The sequence below is a fragment of the Streptomyces sp. WAC00040 genome, assembly GCF_056835925.1.
This window is the reverse complement of the sequence record NZ_JAKQZE010000004.1, coordinates 473,733-490,548: the sequence shown is the minus strand read 5'-3', so window position 1 is coordinate 490,548 and position 16,816 is coordinate 473,733. Positions and strand designations below refer to the sequence as shown.

The following is a 16,816-nucleotide window of genomic DNA, read 5'->3' as shown; positions in this document are numbered from 1 at the left end:
CGCGAGCGATGCCCGCGACCTCTCGTGCGCGACCTGATCGAAAGGGCTCCTCTGGAGAACATCGCCGCAACTTGGCGGACCGGCCAGCACGTATGGCAGTGGACCCTGGACCTGTGCATGCGCGTCGAGAGCGAAGTGAGGGCGAACGCCCGCCAGATCCGCGAGACCGTCGACTGCGACATCCCTGTCGCCGCCGCCATCGACCAGGTCGACCAGTGGGACGCGTTCATCGAGGTCTCCTCGAGCGTCTTGACGATCACCCCAGCCCCTCAAGACTGAGGCATGCTGCGCGCCGCGTACATACCTCGCGCCCCGCCATTGACGATCGTCTTCCGCGGTCGTGAGTCCCAACTCGGTGTAGTCCTGGCCGTTCATCAGGAAGGCCTGGGTAGCGCCGTCCATCTCGAGTGCCGCGGCGAGCGGCATGTCCAGCTCGGCGGTGACCTGCTTCTTGGTCTGGGTGTAGGCGAGGGCGGGGCCCTGGGCGAGGCGGCAGGCGAGTTCAGCGGCGCGTTCGTCGGCCTTGCCCTCGTCGACGAGTTCGCTGAGCAGGCCGATGCGCTCGGCCTCAAGGGCACAGACCGGCTCCCCGAGCATCGCAGCCGGGTGGCCCGTTTCAAACCGACTACCCGCGGCAGCAGATACGCGGCACCCATGTCACTGCCGGAGAGCCCTACCCTGGTGAACAGGAACATGAAGCGGGCCGATGGATCGGCGATCGTAACCGGCGGCGAGCGCGAGCACTGCTCCCGCTCCGGCGGCAACACCGTGGACCGCGGCGATCACCGGGAGGGCACTCGCGGACGGCCCGGACCTGCCCGGTCATCCGATTGAAGTCGCGGAGCTCGGCGGTGTCCATGGACAATCGCACCGATGACCTCGTCGACGTCACTACCTGAGCAGAAACCGCGTCCTTCGCCGCCCAGCACGAGGGCGCGCACCGATCGCTCCCGGGACAGTTCGGCGCGCAGGTCGCGCAGGTCGCGCAGGTCGCGCAGGTCCGCGTAGGTCGCGCAGGTCCGCGTAGGCGCCGAAGGTGAGCGCGTTGGGCTTCTCGGGACGGTCCAGCGTAACCGTCACCACACTGTCCTTCTGGGTCAGCCGTAGATGGAGCCAGCGCTCGACGGGAAGTGCGGATCCAGTGCAGGGACTCAATGTTTGCTCCTTGTCAAGCGGTGTGTTCAGGTTTGTGGCACGGGCACACAGTGGAGGGACCGTGGCTTGCCAGCCCTCCCGCGTCCCAAGGGTGGCACTGCCCACTTCCTGGACAAACGTCTGCTGCTGAACGTGCATCCGTCGTGCCTCAAAGGCCAACGCCGTTCAGCGTAAAGGGGATTGCTGAGGTGATCGTCCGCCGGACGGCCCGGAGCCGGAAGACAGCGGTCGCTGACCTGGCCCAGAGGGCGCTGGACCGTCGTGGTGGGGGTCCGAGTAGGAACTGCCGTGTCCCCAGGTCGAGGTGGCTCTGGAATGGGACAACTCGGCTCGCTCGGCCTGGCCTCCCGAATGCCATGGTCGGGGCGGATGGTAGGGCACGGAGGGCTGATTCCTGCCAGATTCCCGGTGTTCCCGTAATACCTGGCGGCGCGTGGGTAGTGTCTGCGGTCGTCACTCGGCCGGGGTGTCAGCCGGCCGGCGTCGTCCAGAACAGAGGGAGCGGGTAAGGATGTTGAGTGTGGAGACGTCTCTGAAGGAGGCGATGACCTCGATCGAGGGGAGCGTGGCGGCTGCACTGGTCGACTACACGAGCGGCATGGCGCTGGGAACACTGGGCGGGGGCAAGGACCTCGATCTGACGGTGGCCGCGGCGGGGAACACCGATGTGATTCGGGCGAAGGTCCGCACGATGGAGATGTTGGGGCTCAAGGACGACATCGAGGATGTGCTGATCACCCTGGGGAGCCAGTACCACCTCATGCGGCTGATCAGAGGTCGTGGGGGCAACGGCCTGTTCCTGTACCTCGTCCTGGACAAGGGCAGGGCGAACCTGGCCATGGCCCGGCACCAGCTCCGGCGCATCGAGGCGGAACTGGAGCTGTAGCCGTTCCCATGTTTCCCGGCTCCGTCTGCCCATGAGTTGAAAGAGTCTTCAACTCGGCACATCTGAATGTGATCAGGCCGGGGCAGGCCGGGCCGGGAGCCGGGAAGATAGTCGGAGTTGGGCACCGAAGATCCAGCAGGTCCAGCTGCCTGAATGGTCGAACTGTGGGTGGGGAGTGTTGTGGCATGCAGGTGCCGCTGTATCAGGCAAAGGCGGAGTTTTTCCGCATGCTCGGGCATCCCGTCCGGATCCGTGTACTGGAGCTGCTCCAACACGGTCCTGTACCCGTACGCGAACTCCTGAACGAGCTCGAGATCGAACCATCGAACCTCTCCCAGCAACTCGCGGTTCTGAGACGGTCCGGCATCGTGATCTCCATTCGTGACGGTTCCACCGTTAGCTACGCGCTCGCCGGCGGCGACGTGGCGGAACTCCTGCGCGCCGCACGGCGCATCCTCACCGAACTCCTGGCCGGACAGAATGAACTCCTCGCCGAGCTCCGGCACACCGACATCTCGGCGCAGGCGGCGTCCTCGGCCTTCCCCCCTCCGGCCGCTCCGGGGAGATGACCCCTGGCCGCTGGGGTCGTTGAATATGTCGCAAACTGGCGGCCAGCCGGCATCATGCGTGTCCAGGCCAGCACGGGGCGGCGGTAGACCTCCAGGTCGGCTGGGTTCAACGGGGTGGCGAGCGTGTCCGGGAGCCCTTCGATGAACATGGATTTCTCCAGGACCATTCTCTCGCCCACCCCCGGGGTGCGCAGAAAGGTGAACAACTCCCGTCCGGCCGCTGGGAACTCGTCGCCGACCAGGGGCTTGGTGTCTCGGTGAAGGCGAGGCCGTAGACGCGGCCCGGGAGGCGGGCGTCGCGGTCGAAGGCGAGTGCGCCACCCCAGTCGTGGCCGACACGGATCGGTGACGGTCAGCACGGGTTTCCCGCATGCGGTCTAGCGTGTTCCGGCTACGGCTGCCCTGCTCTTGGCGGCTCTGACCGCGTGCGGCGATGGCGGTGGCGGAGACGGCAAGCCAGCCGCCGAAGCCGAAGAAGTCGGCGTCCGTGGACTGTTCGGATCAGAGTCTCGGTCAGGCTGAGTGGATGGAGCTTTGCTCAGACGAAGGCGCCGGCACTGGCGGCGACGGGAAGGACACCGCGGCCCCGGACGCCAAGCCGATGCCGCTGGGGAAGACAGTGGAGACGATCGGCTCGGAGAGCCCGGTGGACGGTGGCCCCGGCGGAGGCGGGCTCGAGGTCACGCCGACGACGATCCTGTACCAGGAGGAGGCCATGGGGAACACGGCCCTCAGCGGCACCTTCGCGATCATCACCGTGAAGGACAAGGCGTCGAACGCAGTCGACGCAGCCGAATCCGCTCCCGTCGAGGGCGGCGGCTGGCAGAGGATCGCCCCAGACGGCCAGGCACTGGATGAAGGCGACAACGAGGCCAGCAACATCACACCGAACGGGTTCACCAGCGGCGGCACCACCTGCCGACCACTCCATCGCCTGGGAGGGGGTGAATGGAGGGCCGGCGTCACCGCGAGCCGTCCAGTCGCATCAGGACGGAGTACGCCGACTCGGCCCGGCGAGCCGGTATGGCGTCAGGGTGGGCGTGGTCGAGGAAGCTCTGCGTGCCGCCGTGGTGGAGAACCCGGCCGCCGTCCATGAGAGTGACGGTGTCGGCTTCGTCGGCCAGGTCGGCGATGTCATGTGTCGACATGAGCACCGGGGTCTTCACCGCGACCTCCCGCAGCACATCACGGAAGACCGTGCGCTGGTGAGGGTCGAGCCCGGCCGTCGGCTCGTCCAGCAGGATGACGCGCGCGTCGTGGGCAAGGGCGCAGGCGATGCCGACGCGGCGGAGTTGTCCCCCGGAGAGCCTGGCCGTCTTCCGCCCGGTCTGTTCGGCGAGGCCGACCTGGTCCAGGGCGGCTCCGGCGCGCTCCCACGCACCGGAGCGGCTCTCCCCCTTCAGCCAGGCCACGTATGCCACGTACTCGCGGGCGGTCAACTGCCGTGAGGTCGGCACCCGCTGAGGCAGCCAAGCCACGTGGCGGCGGTATTCACGGCCGGCGGAGGTGAGGTCCGAGCCGCTGAACAGGACTCTGCCCGCCTTCGGCTCGACCGTGCCGGCGAGAAGAGCCATCGTGGTGGACTTGCCAGCCCCGTTGGGGCCGAGCAGGATCGTCAGGCCCTGGCCGGGTACCTCGTAGGTGAGCCGGTAGAGGACAGGGCGAACCCAGCGGTGATAGCTGAAGGTGACACGGTCAAGCAGCAGAGTCATCGGTCGGTCCTTGGTGCGAAGCAGATTAGGGAGGCAATCCCGGCCAGAAAGACAACAGCGGCGCCTACGGCGGCATGGGTGACACGGGCTTCCTCTGTGACGATCACCCATGGGTAGGGGTCGTTGCGACTGCGGCCCCCGAGGAACATGGAGTGAATCATCCAGAAGACAGGCAGCAGGGTCGCGCGATGTCCTAGCAGCGGCCAGGAGCCCAAGGCGAGTCCGCAGAAGAGCAGGTTGTTGCGCGCCGCTGTCCACATCACTTCCTGGCCGAGCGGAGACATCGCCACGGCGACCACCGTCGCCAGGAGCGCGAAGCCGGACACCAGCGCGATGTCCCGCGCATCGAGCCGACGGACGGCGGACCGTTCCACGGAGGGCAGCCGCCTTTCGAGGCAGACAACCAGGGCGACGCATGGAATGAGGCAGAGGAAGTTGCTGAGCTCCGTCGGTATTGCGTAATTCCCCAGGAACGCGGGGAAAACGAGGACCACATCGAGAGTGAGCCCGACGCCCAGGACGAAAGCCAACAGGGCACCGGGCACCAGGCCCAGGGCACCCCGCTGGCGCAGCCACCAGATCATGTTCAGCGTCCTGCCCGACAGGCATGCCGAAGCCGCTCGGCGTACCAGGTCTTCTGCTCCTGCGAGGAAAGCCTGCTCACTCCGTCCATTTCGGCGAGGAGCTGTTCCCTGCTCTGCCCTTGGCTGAATCCCTGGGTCTCACGGGACAACGAGGCGAGGTACTCACTCTCCACACCTGTCGTCCGTGCGGCCCAGAGGGTATTGAGATGCAAAGTGTTCCAGTCCGGCCGCTCGCAGGGCATTCCGACGACGGCAATGGCGATGTTCTCCCGGAGAGCCTTGTCCACGTTGCCGGGCACGAGGCCGCCGAGTGTCCAGTGTTCCCCCGTGGTGTCGAGTTGCTGAATATCGGCCACGGTGATGTCAGTGATGCGGGCGGGCTTCTCGGCGATGATGCCCTTGGCCTGCAACCGGCCTATTATATCGGCGAGTCCGTCCTGAATCTCCCCGATGTGTCCGGAGGCGGCCGACGGAAGACAGACCTCAGGCGTGTCCCCCTCACAGGTGACCGGGGCCAGGCCCTCAGCGGCTGGAGCGATCGAACGCCAGGCCTTGGTGATGCTGTACGCACCGAGCAGCCCACTGGCCGCGATCACCAGCGACGCGGCGACAGAGCTGACGCCGATGCGCCGGGGCCCCGCGAGGACGACGCAGGCAAGTGCCAGACAGACCGTCGGCAGAACCGCGGCTGCCGTCATGGACAGCGAGTACGCCTCACCGAACCCCACCCAGGAGATGGACCCGGTGACATGGTGCGCCCAGTAGCTGTCCGTCCCCAGCGGGAAGCTGATCCCGATGAAGACCGTCACGGATACGAGCGGCGCGGCGTACAGCGCGTGGAGTCGGCGCCCGATGACGAATCCGATGACCGCGTGCGCGGTGAGCAGGACGACGACGATCCCCATCAGATGCAGCACATACAGGTCGGGAGGGACTCCGACCACCCACAGCCCACCCGCCATGACCCCGACGGTCAGGACCGACAGGGACAGTACGGTGATGAGGACGGGCTGCACAGCGATACGCCAAGTGGAGCGTGCGGCACCCAACTCCCAGGTACCCAGGGCGCGAAGCCGCGTCGCCTCCACCGCGGCCAAGCCGGCCACAGCCGCTGCGGCCATCGGGACCGGGGCATGCACGGCATACGACGCGGCCTGCGCGGGCCACGGCACGGCGATGAGTGGCTCGATGTTCCGGGTGCTCGTGAGGAAAACGTAGGTGAAGAAAAGGCCAATCACGGGGAAGGCGAGCACGGCTGGATGCGTGCGAAGAGCGGAGGAGAAGCGCATGGAGCCTCGCAGGGAACAAAGACGGGCCGCCGCACGGCATTTGCGCGCGGCGGCCCGGAGGATCAGTCAGCCAGGGTGGTGTCTACATTGACAGTCTTGACGCTGACCGTGCAGGATATGCAGCCGCCGGCGATCTTGTCCACTTCGAAGTAGTAACTGTCGTAGGGCAGACCGCTCTGGGTAGCTGTGCTCTTGGACACCGCGCAGCGCACCGTGTGGCCGCTGGAGGCGTTCTACGTCCACGACGACACCACGGCCGTGGCTCTGCGGTAGCAGATGAGGGTGCAGCCGATGCTTCGACGAGCTCGGCGACGAGGTAGCCGTTGCTCCGTGCGTCGTCAGCCGGACCTTGCGGATGTCGCCGTCGACGTGGAAACACTCCATGCCGGGCAGGGCGAGGATCGGGCGGATGAACACCTCTCGGTCCGGCGCGCCGAACGGCTGCGGGAGCGCGAAGCTCAGCCCGACGCCGCCGCACCGTCCTGCTTTAACGAAGTTGGACGCAGCATCTCGTGACATCCGGTCGATCTGCCGGCCCCGATGGGGGCGGGTGGCAGGCCGATCCCGCCAGCCGCTGACCGCGTCGAGGGTGAGACCACCGAAGCCGGTGGCGGTCGACGGGCCTGGTCCGCGGCCCGGAATCGCGGTTGTCGACCAGATCACTCCGTTACGGTCAGGCACTCGGCGAGCAGGTCGACGACGTCGCGCCAGGCTCGCTGCGCGTGCCGTGGGTGGTAGCCAACGCCGGGGACGACGGGGTGGTCGACCGGCGGGTGGTGGAAGGCGTGCAAGGCGCCGCCGTAGACCGCGAGGCGCCAGTCGACGCCCGCGGCCTGCATCTCGGCGGTGAACGCCTCCCATTGCGCGGGCGGCATGATCGGGTCTTCCGACCCGACCCCGGCCCACACCGGGCAGCGAATGCGCGCCGCCTCGCCCGGTCGGCCCGTGGTCAGCGCGTTGACTGTCCCGATCGCGCGCAGGTTGACGCCGTCGCGCCCGAGTTCCAGCCCGACGGCGCCCCCGGTGCCGTAGCCGACGGCGGCGATCCGGTCGGGGTCGGTCCGCGCCTCGGCGCGCAACACGTCGAGCGCCGCATGGCCGATGCCCCGCATCCGGTCGGGGTTGGCGAGCAGCGGCATGCAACGGGCCAGCATCTCCTCGGGGTCACCCAAGTAGCGCCCGCCGTGAAGGTCGAAGGCCAGCGCTACGTATCCCAGCTCGGCGAGAGCATCGGCCCGGCGGCGCTCGACATCGCTGAGCCCCATGCCCTCTGGCCCGAGCAGCACCGCGGGTCGGCGATCGACTCCGGCCGGGAGTGCGAGGTGGCCGATCATCGTCAGACCGTCGGCCGGGTACTCGACCGTGCGCGTTGTAATCGTCGTCATGCGACTGGACCGTAGTGAGCGTCGAGTCCGGTCGGGCCGCTGTTCTGCCGCTGGCAGACCAGCGCGGCTGTCCCTCTGAAATGCGGCGATGGCTCACGATCCGCCACAAACCCCGTTCCCGCGGCAGCGGTTTCGGATCACCTGCCCTCGCCACAGTGCTGGAGGTGGACCTGCCGGTTCTTCCGCCGGGGACATCCCCGCGCCGGACGAGCAGCCAGCGGATGCGCCTTCGGTCGCTACAGGGCGCACGCCCTCACAAAAATCGCTGGTCACCGGCTCTGGCAGCTTGGACTTGTCGCCGTGATGAAGCACATGCAGGACCACCTTCCTCGCGCACCAAGACCGTGTCCTACGTGGTGAGGCGGAGGAGTTGTTTGTAGCAGCACAAGGCTGCGGCGAGGCCGAGAAAGGCCAGGCAGTTGCGGGGGTTTCGTTCGTAGCGGTGGTTGAGTCTGCGGTAGCCGGTCAGCCAGGACATGGTGCGCTCGATGACCCACCTTCGGCGCCCCAATCGCTGGCTGGACTCGATGCCTTTGCGTGCGATGCGGACGCCGATCTCATTTGGCTATGTGTGGGGAATCCGCGACAGTCCTTCGCCGCGCCCTCCGTGATGTTCACCGAGATCGCCGTCATCCGCTGGCTCCGCGACCTGATCGGCTACGTCAACCCGGCCGTGAGCGAGGTGAAGACGGTGTGGGACGTCGGCGGTGTGACGACCTACGGCGGGACCGGCTCGAACACCACGGCCATGATGCTGGCCCGGGAGAACATCGACCAGCACACCGCCTCACCCCGGCCCCGGCCCGTCCTCGCAGCGGCCAGGGCCGTCCCATGCCCGCCTCGCGCCGCCGCGTCCCCCTGCCGCCTTGCCCCGCTTGGCCCCCGGCGCTCCACGGTGCGGCCACCCCGGGCCGGGCACGGCGGGCCACCGGGGCTCGCCAGCGCAAGGAGGCGTCCGTGCTGTTCGCCGAACCCGCCCACACCGTCCGGATCGGATGCCACCTCCGCGCGGTAGATGGCATCCGACTGGCCGGCGCCGGAACCAGCTACACGCTCTGGGTCAGCAGACCGGCGTCGATGACGTCAGCGATAAGGGTGGCGCCGCGGCTGTTCTGGTGGATGTGGTCGGTCGTGAGCACGAGACCTCGCCGCCGCGAGATCGTGTCGAGGCTGCGGCGCAGCACTGCGTGCTGGACGAGGACGCCGACGACCGCTGCGGGCGTCACCTCCCGGTATGAAATCGGCGGCGGGTCCGCTTGGCGCAGTTCCTCGATCTGGCGTTCGTGGAGCGGCAGGTAGGCCACCTCGTTGGTGGCTGCGACCTCGGCGATCATCCGGCTGTACGCCTGCGATGCCTGTGCCGCTGCTCCGTCGAGTTGTTGGCCGAGTACCGGTAGCGACAGCAGACCGATCGTCGCGTCGGTCTCCGCTCGCAGCCGTGCGACGACGGCTCCCAGGCACTGTTGGAACCAGCCGGCCGACGGGCGATCGGGGAGCTGTTTGCGCTTCATGGCCTGCTCGACGGGGTAGCCGGCAAGGCTCGCTCGGGCGTCGTTGGTCCCGATCAACACGGTGATCACATCGGGTGGGTTCGTGACGACAGCATCGAGGCGCTGCAAGAGGTTGTAGGCGAAGTCGCCGTTGGCGCCGAAACGGGCAAGCTGCACGTCACCGGGAGGGTGGCGTCGTCCGAGAAGATCCAGGTAGTCGACGCTGAACTGCGCGCGGGTGAGGCTGTCGCCGAGGCACGCGATGCGTGTCGTCACGGCGCTTCCTCCGGGCTGGACGTGCCGACGCGTTCGGTCGGGCGGGTGTCGGTCCGAGGACGGTGGTCGGTGCCGAGGGTCGCAGTGATGGCCAGGATGGACGTCGGCCCCTCCATGTCGACCACGTGCCATACCCCGGCCGCGTTGATGGTGGCCTCGCCCGGCCCGAGCAGAACTTGGTCGGCTACCCCGTCCACGTTGCGGGTGACCGTCACGGACCCGCTGAGGCAAACGACCAGTTCGTCGCCTGCAGGGTGGCTCTCCCAATGGTCGCCGAGCCGGTCGCCGTCGAAGATCATCACCATCCGGCCCTCGGCGCCGTCTGCTGCGACCGCGGCGCTGTAGGCCTGGAGCACCTCCGGGTCCCAGGTGAAGCCCTCGACGGGTTTCGCTCTCGATCCCAGTCCAAGGTGCACGGGGGTGGTCCGCAGGTCCATGGCATTGCGTTCGTGGTTGACGAGTCTCATGCCGACGATCGTCCACGACAGCGATCGGGCGGTCTTGAAGAAAAGGGAAGAGAAGCCGACTCGAAGGGCAGACGGTTGGCGGCTACCCGGCTCCCAGGAGGACTTCGCTGCGACGCCAGGCCGTCGGCGATCGGCCCGTGAACTCGCGCCAGTCCCGAACGAGATGGGCCTGGTCGGCGTAGCCAGAGACGATTGCCACATCGCCCCACGGGAGCGGGTCCTGCGCCGCTGCCAGTTCGTGCGCGTGCTCGAAGCGCAAGACTCGGGCAAAGGTCTTCGGCGACAGGCCCACCTCACCGCGAAACCGCTCGGTGAGATACCGACGGCTCCAGCCGAGTTCCGCGGCGACCGCACCAACCTGGACGCAACCCCGCGCGGCGACGAGGCGGCGCCATGCCTCGGCCACCTCGGGGCGCATCCAGCGCACATGGTCGCCGCAGGCACCACGGCTGACAGCTCGGAGAAGCAATTCGTCCAGCGCGGTGAACCGCGCCGCCCATGTTGTCGCCGATCGGAGCCGGTCGACCAGCTCGACGGCAACCGCTCCGAGAAGCTCGTCAAGTGGGACCAGTCGGTGGGCGAGCTCGGCGGCGGGCATGCCGTAGATGGCCCGGGCCCCGAGCGGTGTCAGCGATACCTGAACACCTTGCTGGCGTCCGTCGTGGTGAATCGCGACGGACCGGCACATCAGACCGCCGGCCACGCTGCCGAATCGGGTGACCGGTGACCCGTCGTCGACGCCCGCCGCCACCTCCAAAGGATCTGACAGGCTGATCACCGCAGTGAGCGCGCGGCTCGGCGGGCCGCAGTGCACCCCCGTCGGGAGCCCGCGGAGGTCGAAGCCGACATACGAGTCGACGTACTGCCGCAAGACGGGCGCCGGACGTGCACCGATCCCGGTGGCCGTGTGGTCCTCCATTTTCGTCAGTGTACGAGCCGCCCAGCCCAGGAAGATCACCATCCAAAGGGCTGATCATCGCCGTTTGCGGCCGGTGACGATCCTGCTGGCTTATTCCGTGCCCGGCGGGTGTGGCGGCTCGTTGGTCGGGGCAGCAGCGGCCGTCTTGGCGTTCCGGTCGCGGGTGGGGTGTGGAATGTCGATGCGGCCGAGGCCGTGGCCGAAGGTGCCTGAGCTGACCGCGCAGGTGGCGCGGGCGGTGGCGGCACGGGGCCCGTATCCGTTGGCGATGCGGGTCCGTGACGAGCTGGGTGAGTTGTTTGCAGACGCCGAGTTCGCCGAGGCGTTCGGATCCAGAGGGCGGCCGGGCTGGTCGCCGGGCCAGCTGGCGCTGGTGACGGTGTTGCAGTTCGCCGAGAACCTCACCGACCGGGCGGCAGCGCATCGGGTGCGGTACGGCATGGACCTGAAATACGCGCTCGGCCTGGAGCTGGATGACCCCGGGTTCGACGCATCGGTGCTGTCCGAGTTCCGCACACGGTTGGTGAGCACGGGATGGAGGAGAAGGTGCTCGACCTGCTGCTGACCGCCCTCAAGGACCGGGGACTGGTGAAGGCCGGAGGCAAGCAGCGCACCGACTCCACCCGCGTGCTGGCGGCAGTACGCGACCTGAACAGGCTGGAGTTGGCCGGGGAGACACTGCGGGCCGCGCTGGAGGCACTGGCCTGCGCGGCCCCGGACTGGCTGACCCCGGCGGTGCCCGTTCAGGAATGGCCGAACGCTACGGCCCGCTGACTCATCCTGGCACCCGCCGACTTCCACGAGCAAGCGCGAGGAGATGGCCCTGCCGAGGCGGTCCAGGTTCCGCTGGGCGAAGACCGTCATGTGTCCGTCCCGCTCCACGCCGGTGGCGAGTCCGGGGCCGGTGATGGTGGCGGCGAGCGCCAGCGAGACGCCGGGGCCGGGGCCCAGCTCCAGATACCTGTGGCCGGGGCTGAGTTCCACGGCTTGAAGGGCTTCGACGGTGGCGGGGGTGTAGGTGGACATGGACGTCATGTGTCCGCCGGGCACCGGGCCGCGGGGGAGTGCGTCGAGGGGTTCACCGTCGCGCTGGAGCAGGATCGACTCGTCGCTGTGAATCAAGTCGAGCCACTCCTCCTGGTCGTCGGGGTGGGAGCCGTCGAGGAGGCGCCAGTCGATCGGGTCCGCACCCGGGCCGCTGACCCGGACGTACGCGTGCGGGAGCAGGACCTCGCGCGGCAGGCGAAGCAGCGCGCCGCGCAGCAGCTTGTCGGTCAGGACGCCGTCGGTAGTGAGCCGGTCGACCATGCCGGCGCGCCGACGGCTCGTCGCTTCGCGGAGGTCAAGAGGCATGAGCGGAGTCCTTCGCGGAAGTCGGCATGGTGGTGAGGCGGCGGACAGGCGAAGCCCACAGCAGTGCTGCCGGCACGAGGTAGAGCAGGGTCCCGACGATCAGCGCGGCATGTACGGAGGAGCCGGCGGCGATGGCGCCGGGCGTCAGGGCGGCCGGGCGCAGGCCGGTGACCAGCCAGACGGAGGTCTGCTGCGCGCGGGACTGCAGCTCGGAAGGGCACAGTTGCTGGCGTAGAGACCGCTGGGTCGTGCCCGCCGCGACCGCGGCCGCCGTCCTCAGAGCGCAGGCGGCAGCGATCACGCCGAGCCACACCGGAACCGGCCGGGCGACAAGAAGAGGCACCCCGCACACGGTGTAGGCGAGGAGCCTGCTCAGCAGCACGCGCGCCGGCCCGAACCGCTCCAAAAGACGGGTGGCGACCATTGCTCCCGCGAGGCCACCGGCGGCGGTGACGCCCATGACGAGGTCGAGTCCGGTGCTGCCCGAGTCGAGCCGGGTCAGCAGCGTGGACGCGAAGAACGTCGTCACGATCCCGTCGGCGAACGCGAGACCGGCGAGCGAGAGCACCAGGGGACGCTGTATCGGATCGCGCATCACGTGGCGGACCCCCTCGCGGATCGCGGAGCCCATGCGCACGGGCCGGTCAGCCGCCCGGCGCGCCGCGCCGGGCCGGATCCGGGAGGCGCACCAGGCGCTGAACAGGTACGAGAGGGAGTCCAGCCACAGGGCGTGGACTGCACCGACGAGCCCGACGACGAGGGTGCCGCCGTAGGTACCGGCCGTGTCCGCCAGGCAGAAGGCGCCGGCGATCCGCGCGTTCGCCGGATGTATGTGGGCGCGGTCGACGATCTCGGGCACGATGGCGATCGACGCGGCCTGGTGCAGCACGGTCAGTGCCCCCAGCAGCAGGGCGACCGCGTAGAGCACGGGCACGGACAGGACTCCCACGGCCCAGCAGACCGGCTGCGGAAGGTGCTCCCGGCGTCCGAGATGTTGTCCGTGTCTCCGGCCTTCGGGCCGCTTCCAGTCTTGTCGCTGCCTGGTTCGACCAGCGTCAATGTGTTCCCCCTCCGCGGACGTGGTGGTGGCGTCGACGTGTTCAACGACGCCGCACGATTTCGAGCACCTGTTCCTCTCGGACGGGTTGTGCACCCTGTGATTCAGCGAGTTTCCGAAGGTGTGCGGTGCACGGACCCTTGCCGCGCAAGGTCACGCGGCTCGGAGACGGTTGGCCGAAACGCCGATGCTCGGTCGTTGAGGCCGTGAGGTCAGAAGGAGGCCCGCCCACCTCACCGTGGCGCCCTGAAACCGCTGACAGGCGAGCCGCGGCGGTTGTCGAACATTGGCGTGGGGTTGTCCCAGGTGAGACGGTTGTCGAAGGTGGCGAAGGTGCGGGTGCCGGGTGCCTCCAGGAGTGCCTGGAAGCCCGAGTACTCCAGCAGCGTTTCGCTATCTGGCCTGGTCAGAGGCGTCGTCCGGAGTGTAGTTGGCTGATGGTGGGTCAGGGGTGGTCTTGCCCGATCGCCCCTCCATCGAATGGAGTCTGCGCTGGTAGTGGCAGTGGTGGGCGACTGCCTGGCGTCTGGGGCGCCAGAGTGACCAGCTCAGCAGGTGCGCGCACAGCCACCGGCCGGCTCGGTGGTTCGGGCCGCCTCGGAGCCACCCGGGGCTCCGAGGCGGCCCCGGCCGCGGGCCCTGGCGACCTCCGGTTCGGCCCTCCCGGGTACCGCACCGGCTCGCTCCGGTCGGGCGGCGAGCAGTGCGCGGCGGGTCGCCTGCCAGCGCCGCCTACGGCCGCAGCTGGGACGCGAGTGCCTCGGCGACCTTCCTGAGCGACTCGCCGGCCAGGGCCGGGTCCGCCTTGGTGACGGGCCATCCCTGGGAGACCACGAGCGCCAAGTCGCCCTTGCCCGCCACCGCCACCCGTGCGACGGCGACCGTGCCCCGGCCCGGGGTGACCCTGGTCTGGCCGATCCCGGGCCTGTCCTTGGAGAACGCCATCACCTCGTCGGCGCCGAGGTTGCCGAGGCGGGCGATCTGCGGCAGCGCCAGGTTCACCGCCACCCCGCCCTCGGACGCGGCCACGAGGTCGATCTCCACCGGGGCTTCCGAAGCCGTGAAGTTGCAGACGACGGACGTGTGCGGCGGGACGGCGGGGTTGGAGGGGAGCCCAAACGGCGGCGTGGGCTGCCCGCTGGGCCAGGCCTCAGCCGGCCGGCCCGGGTCGACGGTCCCCTGAGCCGCGGGGTCGCCGCCGGACGCCGCCGGGGTGACGGTCCGTTCGGCACCGGCCGCCTTCAGCGCCGCCGCCGGGTCTAGGCCGAACGGGCAGGCCGACGTACTCGTCAGCTGCTTCGCCGTCGAGGCGACCCGGTCGTAGGACAGCCTCTCACCGCCCGAGGCGGCCCCGCCGGAACTCCCGGACGAGGAACAGGCGCTCCCGGCAAGGGCGATCCCGGCCGCGCCGGCCAGGGCGAGGGTGCGGCGGTACTTGGCTGCTGTGCGATCAGCTGTCATCCGGTCAGCCTAACTAGTAGTGCTTCGTTACGTCGGGTGATCTTGCCTGGTGATGGGCATCTTCTGGCTATGAGACTGGGGGAGGTGGAACGGCTCCGGGGTGACTTAGCGGAGTTCGTTGCCGACGTTTTCGGGTCGCTGCCACGGCGGGATCAGCGCCGGTGGGGCGGGTGTTATCTGCGGGGCCTGATACTGGACGGGAGGCGGAAGTCGATCCAGCCGATGGCTGAGCGGCTGCCGGACGGCAACATGCAGGCGTCGCAGCAGTTCGTGAACCAATCGCTGTGGGATCCGCTGCCGGTGCGGCGGCGAATCGCCGAGCGGTTGTTTGAGGCGATCCGGCCTCAGGTGTGGGTCATCGACGATGTGTCGTTTCCCAAGTGCGGCACCGCTTCGGCGGGAGTGGCCCGGCAGTACTGCGGGGCCTTGGGCAAACGGGCGAACTGCCAGGTCGCGGTCAGCGTGCACGCGGCCACGGACAGCGCGTCCTGTCCGCTGGAGTGGGGTTGTTTCTCCCCGACGAATGGGCCGCGGATGATCGGCGGCGGCAGCGGGCTGGTATCCCCGACGAGGTCGGGTATGTCTCCAAGCCTCTTCTGGTCCTGAGGCTGCTGGACCGCCTGGCCGAACAGGGCTTTGAGGTGCCGGTGCTTGTGGCGGATGCCGGCTATGGCCGCAGTGTCTCCTTCCGGCTCGCGCTTGAGGAACGTGGCTGGTCCTACGTGATGGCGGTGGATCCGCAGGAGGTCGCCCGGCCGGCTACGGCCGAGCCGTATCGGCCCGCCTATGGCGGGCTGGGGCCGCCCACGTTGCCTCGATATCGCGAGCCGGCCCAGGCACTGACCACGTTCATCACCGCGGACACCGCCTTCGAGGAAGTGGTCTGGCGGCAGGGCAGCAAGGGGCTGATGACCTCGTGTTTCGCCGTGGTCGAGGTGCGACCCTCAGGCCAGGAAGCCTGCCGCACAGCCCAGGACCACGCCGGAGGACGCAACCGCTGGGACGGTGTTCTTCCGCTGCGGACCCTGCTGGTCGAACAGCCCGAGGACGTGGGCGAACCGACCGGCTACTGGATGACTGACCTGCCCGCCACCACCCCGATTACCGACCTGGTGCGCTGGGCGAAGATGCGATGGCGCATCGAACACGACTACCACGAACTCAAGCACGGCCTCGGCCTGGACCACTTCGAGGGCCGGACCTGGCGCGGCTGGCATCACCATGTCACCCTCGTCACCGCCGCCCAGGCCTTCTTCACCCTGCGGCGGCTCGACCCCAAGGCATGGATCCGGTGATGGGGTCGGTGGCTTCGCAGACGCTGTCCACGTTGCCCAGGTTGGTGCTGACCACGACGGCGGTCGAGTCAGCTGCACCAGTGAACGTCGCGTGGGCGTCGGTCATGCCCGCGTCGTGGAGGGCGGACTCGGCAGCGCGCAGGGCGAGCCGGGACGCGCGGTCGCACACGCCGGCGGTGCTGATCACGCGTGGTCGGATAGACGATCAACTGGGGAAGATCGCCTCTCTGACTCCCCGCGACGAACGCCGGAAGGCCTTCCGGCTGCTGGTCGCGGTCCTCGCAATCGCCGACGGACGACGCCGCGAGCGCTACTGCTCGAACGCTTGCAGTCACTGGTGGCACAGGCTGTCCGCCGCTGACTGATCCCTCCGTCGGCATCAGCGCCCAGCTGGGATCCCGTATCAGGCGCGTACGTAGCCCAACGGACCGGCAGCAGCATTGAAGTCACTACCGCGGCGGCTCGGCCAGTTCACGTGAGGGTCACGTGCATTCCGCCCTCGGTCAGAACTTCGATCACGAGGGCGACTAGGCCATATTGCTCACCCTCCGGCGCCAGGACGCGGGACAGGTGCTCGCGTGCAGTCGCAGCGTCCCGCCAGACCAAGGTCGCGGGAGCGGTATAGCCGAAGTTGCCGCGCGGACAGTCCACGAGGGCGTCCAAGCAGCCGCCGAAGTAGCCGCCCAGGAGCTGGCGGACCAGCCCCGGCCAATGTGGCGGAAGCGGCGTAGAGCGCTGCTTGCCCAAGGCCCTCGACAAGACGGTGGCGGGCGCGTCGCCGCTTCGGGGCGGGGCGGTGCGTACGGTGGGACATGACGGTCTCCGTTCAGGGGATGAGTCGGCTGCCCCCGCACCGCGTGTTCCTGGCAGGGATACGGTGGGGGGCGCAGTTTCTGCTGGCCCCAAGCCCTATGGCTG

At 68.7% G+C, this 16,816-nt stretch carries 17 protein-coding genes and 8 pseudogenes; 8 read left to right on the top strand and 17 right to left on the bottom strand.

The annotated features are described in order from the left end of the window. Positions 1-137: 137 nt before the first annotated feature. Together MDN94_RS32730 and MDN94_RS32725 are read right to left on the bottom strand one after the other, a co-directional pair. A pseudogene (locus MDN94_RS32730) lies at positions 138-260 on the bottom strand (IS630 family transposase); the annotation flags it as partial. A gap of 49 nt (positions 261-309) precedes the next feature. Beyond that, positions 310-1,155, bottom strand: a pseudogene (locus MDN94_RS32725) (enoyl-CoA hydratase-related protein); the annotation flags it as partial. A 511-nt stretch (positions 1,156-1,666) separates the two neighbouring features. On the opposite strand from MDN94_RS32725, the gene MDN94_RS32720 reads away from it, so the two are divergent. After that, the gene (locus MDN94_RS32720) at positions 1,667-2,041 is read left to right on the top strand and encodes a hypothetical protein (protein WP_482729455.1); all 375 of its coding nucleotides are present in this window, start codon (positions 1,667-1,669) and stop codon (positions 2,039-2,041) included. A gap of 185 nt (positions 2,042-2,226) precedes the next feature. Then, positions 2,227-2,610, top strand: a complete 384-nt coding sequence (locus MDN94_RS32715) for an ArsR/SmtB family transcription factor (RefSeq protein WP_482729454.1) — start codon at positions 2,227-2,229, stop codon at positions 2,608-2,610. Positions 2,611-2,657: 47 nt separating this feature from the next. Here the strand turns inward: MDN94_RS32715 and MDN94_RS32710 are convergent. The 5 genes and pseudogenes from MDN94_RS32710 to MDN94_RS32690 form a co-directional block, all read right to left on the bottom strand. Further along, positions 2,658-2,953: pseudogene (locus tag MDN94_RS32710) on the bottom strand (haloalkane dehalogenase); the annotation flags it as partial. A gap of 170 nt (positions 2,954-3,123) precedes the next feature. Continuing rightward, complete coding sequence (locus MDN94_RS32705; protein WP_482729453.1) at positions 3,124-3,525, bottom strand: hypothetical protein; 402 nt, start codon at positions 3,523-3,525, stop codon at positions 3,124-3,126. Positions 3,526-3,572: 47 nt separating this feature from the next. Further along, a complete protein-coding gene (locus tag MDN94_RS32700; RefSeq protein ID WP_482729452.1) occupies positions 3,573-4,322 on the bottom strand; it encodes an ATP-binding cassette domain-containing protein in 750 nt (249 codons plus the stop codon). Continuing rightward, positions 4,319-4,906: a hypothetical protein gene (locus tag MDN94_RS32695; RefSeq protein ID WP_482729451.1), complete on the bottom strand. Its 588-nt coding sequence runs from the start codon at positions 4,904-4,906 to the stop codon at positions 4,319-4,321. The genes MDN94_RS32700 and MDN94_RS32695 overlap by 4 nt, the downstream gene beginning before the upstream one ends. Positions 4,907-4,908: 2 nt before the next feature. Continuing rightward, positions 4,909-6,195 carry a magnesium transporter gene (locus MDN94_RS32690; protein WP_482729450.1) on the bottom strand — a complete coding sequence of 429 codons (1,287 nt, stop codon included), beginning with the start codon at positions 6,193-6,195 and terminating at the stop codon, positions 4,909-4,911. 330 nt (positions 6,196-6,525) lie between these two features. On the opposite strand from MDN94_RS32690, the gene MDN94_RS32685 reads away from it, so the two are divergent. Beyond that, positions 6,526-6,711: a hypothetical protein gene (locus MDN94_RS32685; RefSeq protein WP_482729449.1), complete on the top strand. Its 186-nt coding sequence runs from the start codon at positions 6,526-6,528 to the stop codon at positions 6,709-6,711. A 143-nt stretch (positions 6,712-6,854) separates the two neighbouring features. Here the strand turns inward: MDN94_RS32685 and MDN94_RS32680 are convergent, their stop codons facing one another. Both MDN94_RS32680 and MDN94_RS32675 read right to left on the bottom strand, forming a co-directional pair. Continuing rightward, positions 6,855-7,580 carry a dienelactone hydrolase family protein gene (locus tag MDN94_RS32680; RefSeq protein ID WP_482729448.1) on the bottom strand — a complete coding sequence of 242 codons (726 nt, stop codon included), beginning with the start codon at positions 7,578-7,580 and terminating at the stop codon, positions 6,855-6,857. A 349-nt stretch (positions 7,581-7,929) separates the two neighbouring features. After that, a pseudogene (locus tag MDN94_RS32675) lies at positions 7,930-8,136 on the bottom strand (transposase); the annotation flags it as partial. Positions 8,137-8,151: 15 nt separating this feature from the next. On the opposite strand from MDN94_RS32675, the gene MDN94_RS32670 reads away from it, so the two are divergent. After that, the gene (locus MDN94_RS32670; protein WP_482729447.1) at positions 8,152-8,595 is read left to right on the top strand and encodes a hypothetical protein; all 444 of its coding nucleotides are present in this window, start codon (positions 8,152-8,154) and stop codon (positions 8,593-8,595) included. Between the two features lie 31 nt (positions 8,596-8,626). Here MDN94_RS32670 and MDN94_RS32665 read toward each other — a convergent pair whose 3' ends face one another. The 3 genes from MDN94_RS32665 to MDN94_RS32655 all read right to left on the bottom strand — a co-directional run bounded on the left by MDN94_RS32665 (position 8,627) and on the right by MDN94_RS32655 (position 10,732). Beyond that, positions 8,627-9,346: an SGNH/GDSL hydrolase family protein gene (locus MDN94_RS32665; RefSeq protein ID WP_482729446.1), complete on the bottom strand. Its 720-nt coding sequence runs from the start codon at positions 9,344-9,346 to the stop codon at positions 8,627-8,629. Beyond that, entirely contained in the window at positions 9,343-9,813 is a 471-nt protein-coding gene (locus MDN94_RS32660) for a cupin domain-containing protein (RefSeq protein ID WP_482729445.1), read from the bottom strand. Before MDN94_RS32660 ends, MDN94_RS32665 begins: the two co-directional genes overlap by 4 nt. Before the next feature lie 82 nt (positions 9,814-9,895). Next, positions 9,896-10,732, bottom strand: a complete 837-nt coding sequence (locus MDN94_RS32655) for a helix-turn-helix domain-containing protein (protein ID WP_482729444.1) — start codon at positions 10,730-10,732, stop codon at positions 9,896-9,898. A 175-nt stretch (positions 10,733-10,907) separates the two neighbouring features. Here MDN94_RS32655 and MDN94_RS32650 point away from each other — a divergent pair. Beyond that, positions 10,908-11,467 (top strand): annotated as a pseudogene (locus MDN94_RS32650) (transposase); the annotation flags it as partial. A gap of 114 nt (positions 11,468-11,581) precedes the next feature. Here MDN94_RS32650 and MDN94_RS32645 read toward each other — a convergent pair. Then, positions 11,582-11,758 (bottom strand): annotated as a pseudogene (locus MDN94_RS32645) (methyltransferase); the annotation flags it as partial. A gap of 9 nt (positions 11,759-11,767) precedes the next feature. On the opposite strand from MDN94_RS32645, the gene MDN94_RS32640 reads away from it, so the two are divergent. Further along, positions 11,768-12,121, top strand: a complete 354-nt coding sequence (locus MDN94_RS32640; protein WP_482729443.1) for a hypothetical protein — start codon at positions 11,768-11,770, stop codon at positions 12,119-12,121. Here the strand turns inward: MDN94_RS32640 and MDN94_RS32635 are convergent. Next, positions 12,075-13,034, bottom strand: coding sequence for an MFS transporter (locus MDN94_RS32635; protein WP_482729442.1), 960 nt, complete (start codon positions 13,032-13,034; stop codon positions 12,075-12,077). The two genes, MDN94_RS32640 and MDN94_RS32635, sit on opposite strands and share 47 nt — an antisense overlap. Before the next feature lie 840 nt (positions 13,035-13,874). Continuing rightward, entirely contained in the window at positions 13,875-14,603 is a 729-nt protein-coding gene (locus tag MDN94_RS32630) for a hypothetical protein (RefSeq protein ID WP_482729441.1), read from the bottom strand. Positions 14,604-14,741: 138 nt separating this feature from the next. Between MDN94_RS32630 and MDN94_RS32625 the strand changes: the two are divergent. Next, positions 14,742-15,898: pseudogene (locus MDN94_RS32625) on the top strand (IS701 family transposase). Here the strand turns inward: MDN94_RS32625 and MDN94_RS32620 are convergent. After that, positions 15,858-16,085, bottom strand: a complete 228-nt coding sequence (locus MDN94_RS32620; protein WP_482729861.1) for a beta-ketoacyl synthase N-terminal-like domain-containing protein — start codon at positions 16,083-16,085, stop codon at positions 15,858-15,860. The pseudogene MDN94_RS32625 and the gene MDN94_RS32620 overlap by 41 nt on opposite strands. Between MDN94_RS32620 and MDN94_RS32615 the strand changes: the two genes are divergently transcribed. Continuing rightward, the gene (locus tag MDN94_RS32615) at positions 16,003-16,263 is read left to right on the top strand and encodes a DUF5958 family protein (RefSeq protein ID WP_482729837.1); all 261 of its coding nucleotides are present in this window, start codon (positions 16,003-16,005) and stop codon (positions 16,261-16,263) included. The genes MDN94_RS32620 and MDN94_RS32615 overlap by 83 nt on opposite strands. Before the next feature lie 106 nt (positions 16,264-16,369). Here MDN94_RS32615 and MDN94_RS32610 read toward each other — a convergent pair. Beyond that, a pseudogene (locus MDN94_RS32610) lies at positions 16,370-16,582 on the bottom strand (barstar family protein); the annotation flags it as partial. Positions 16,583-16,816: the final 234 nt, after the last annotated feature.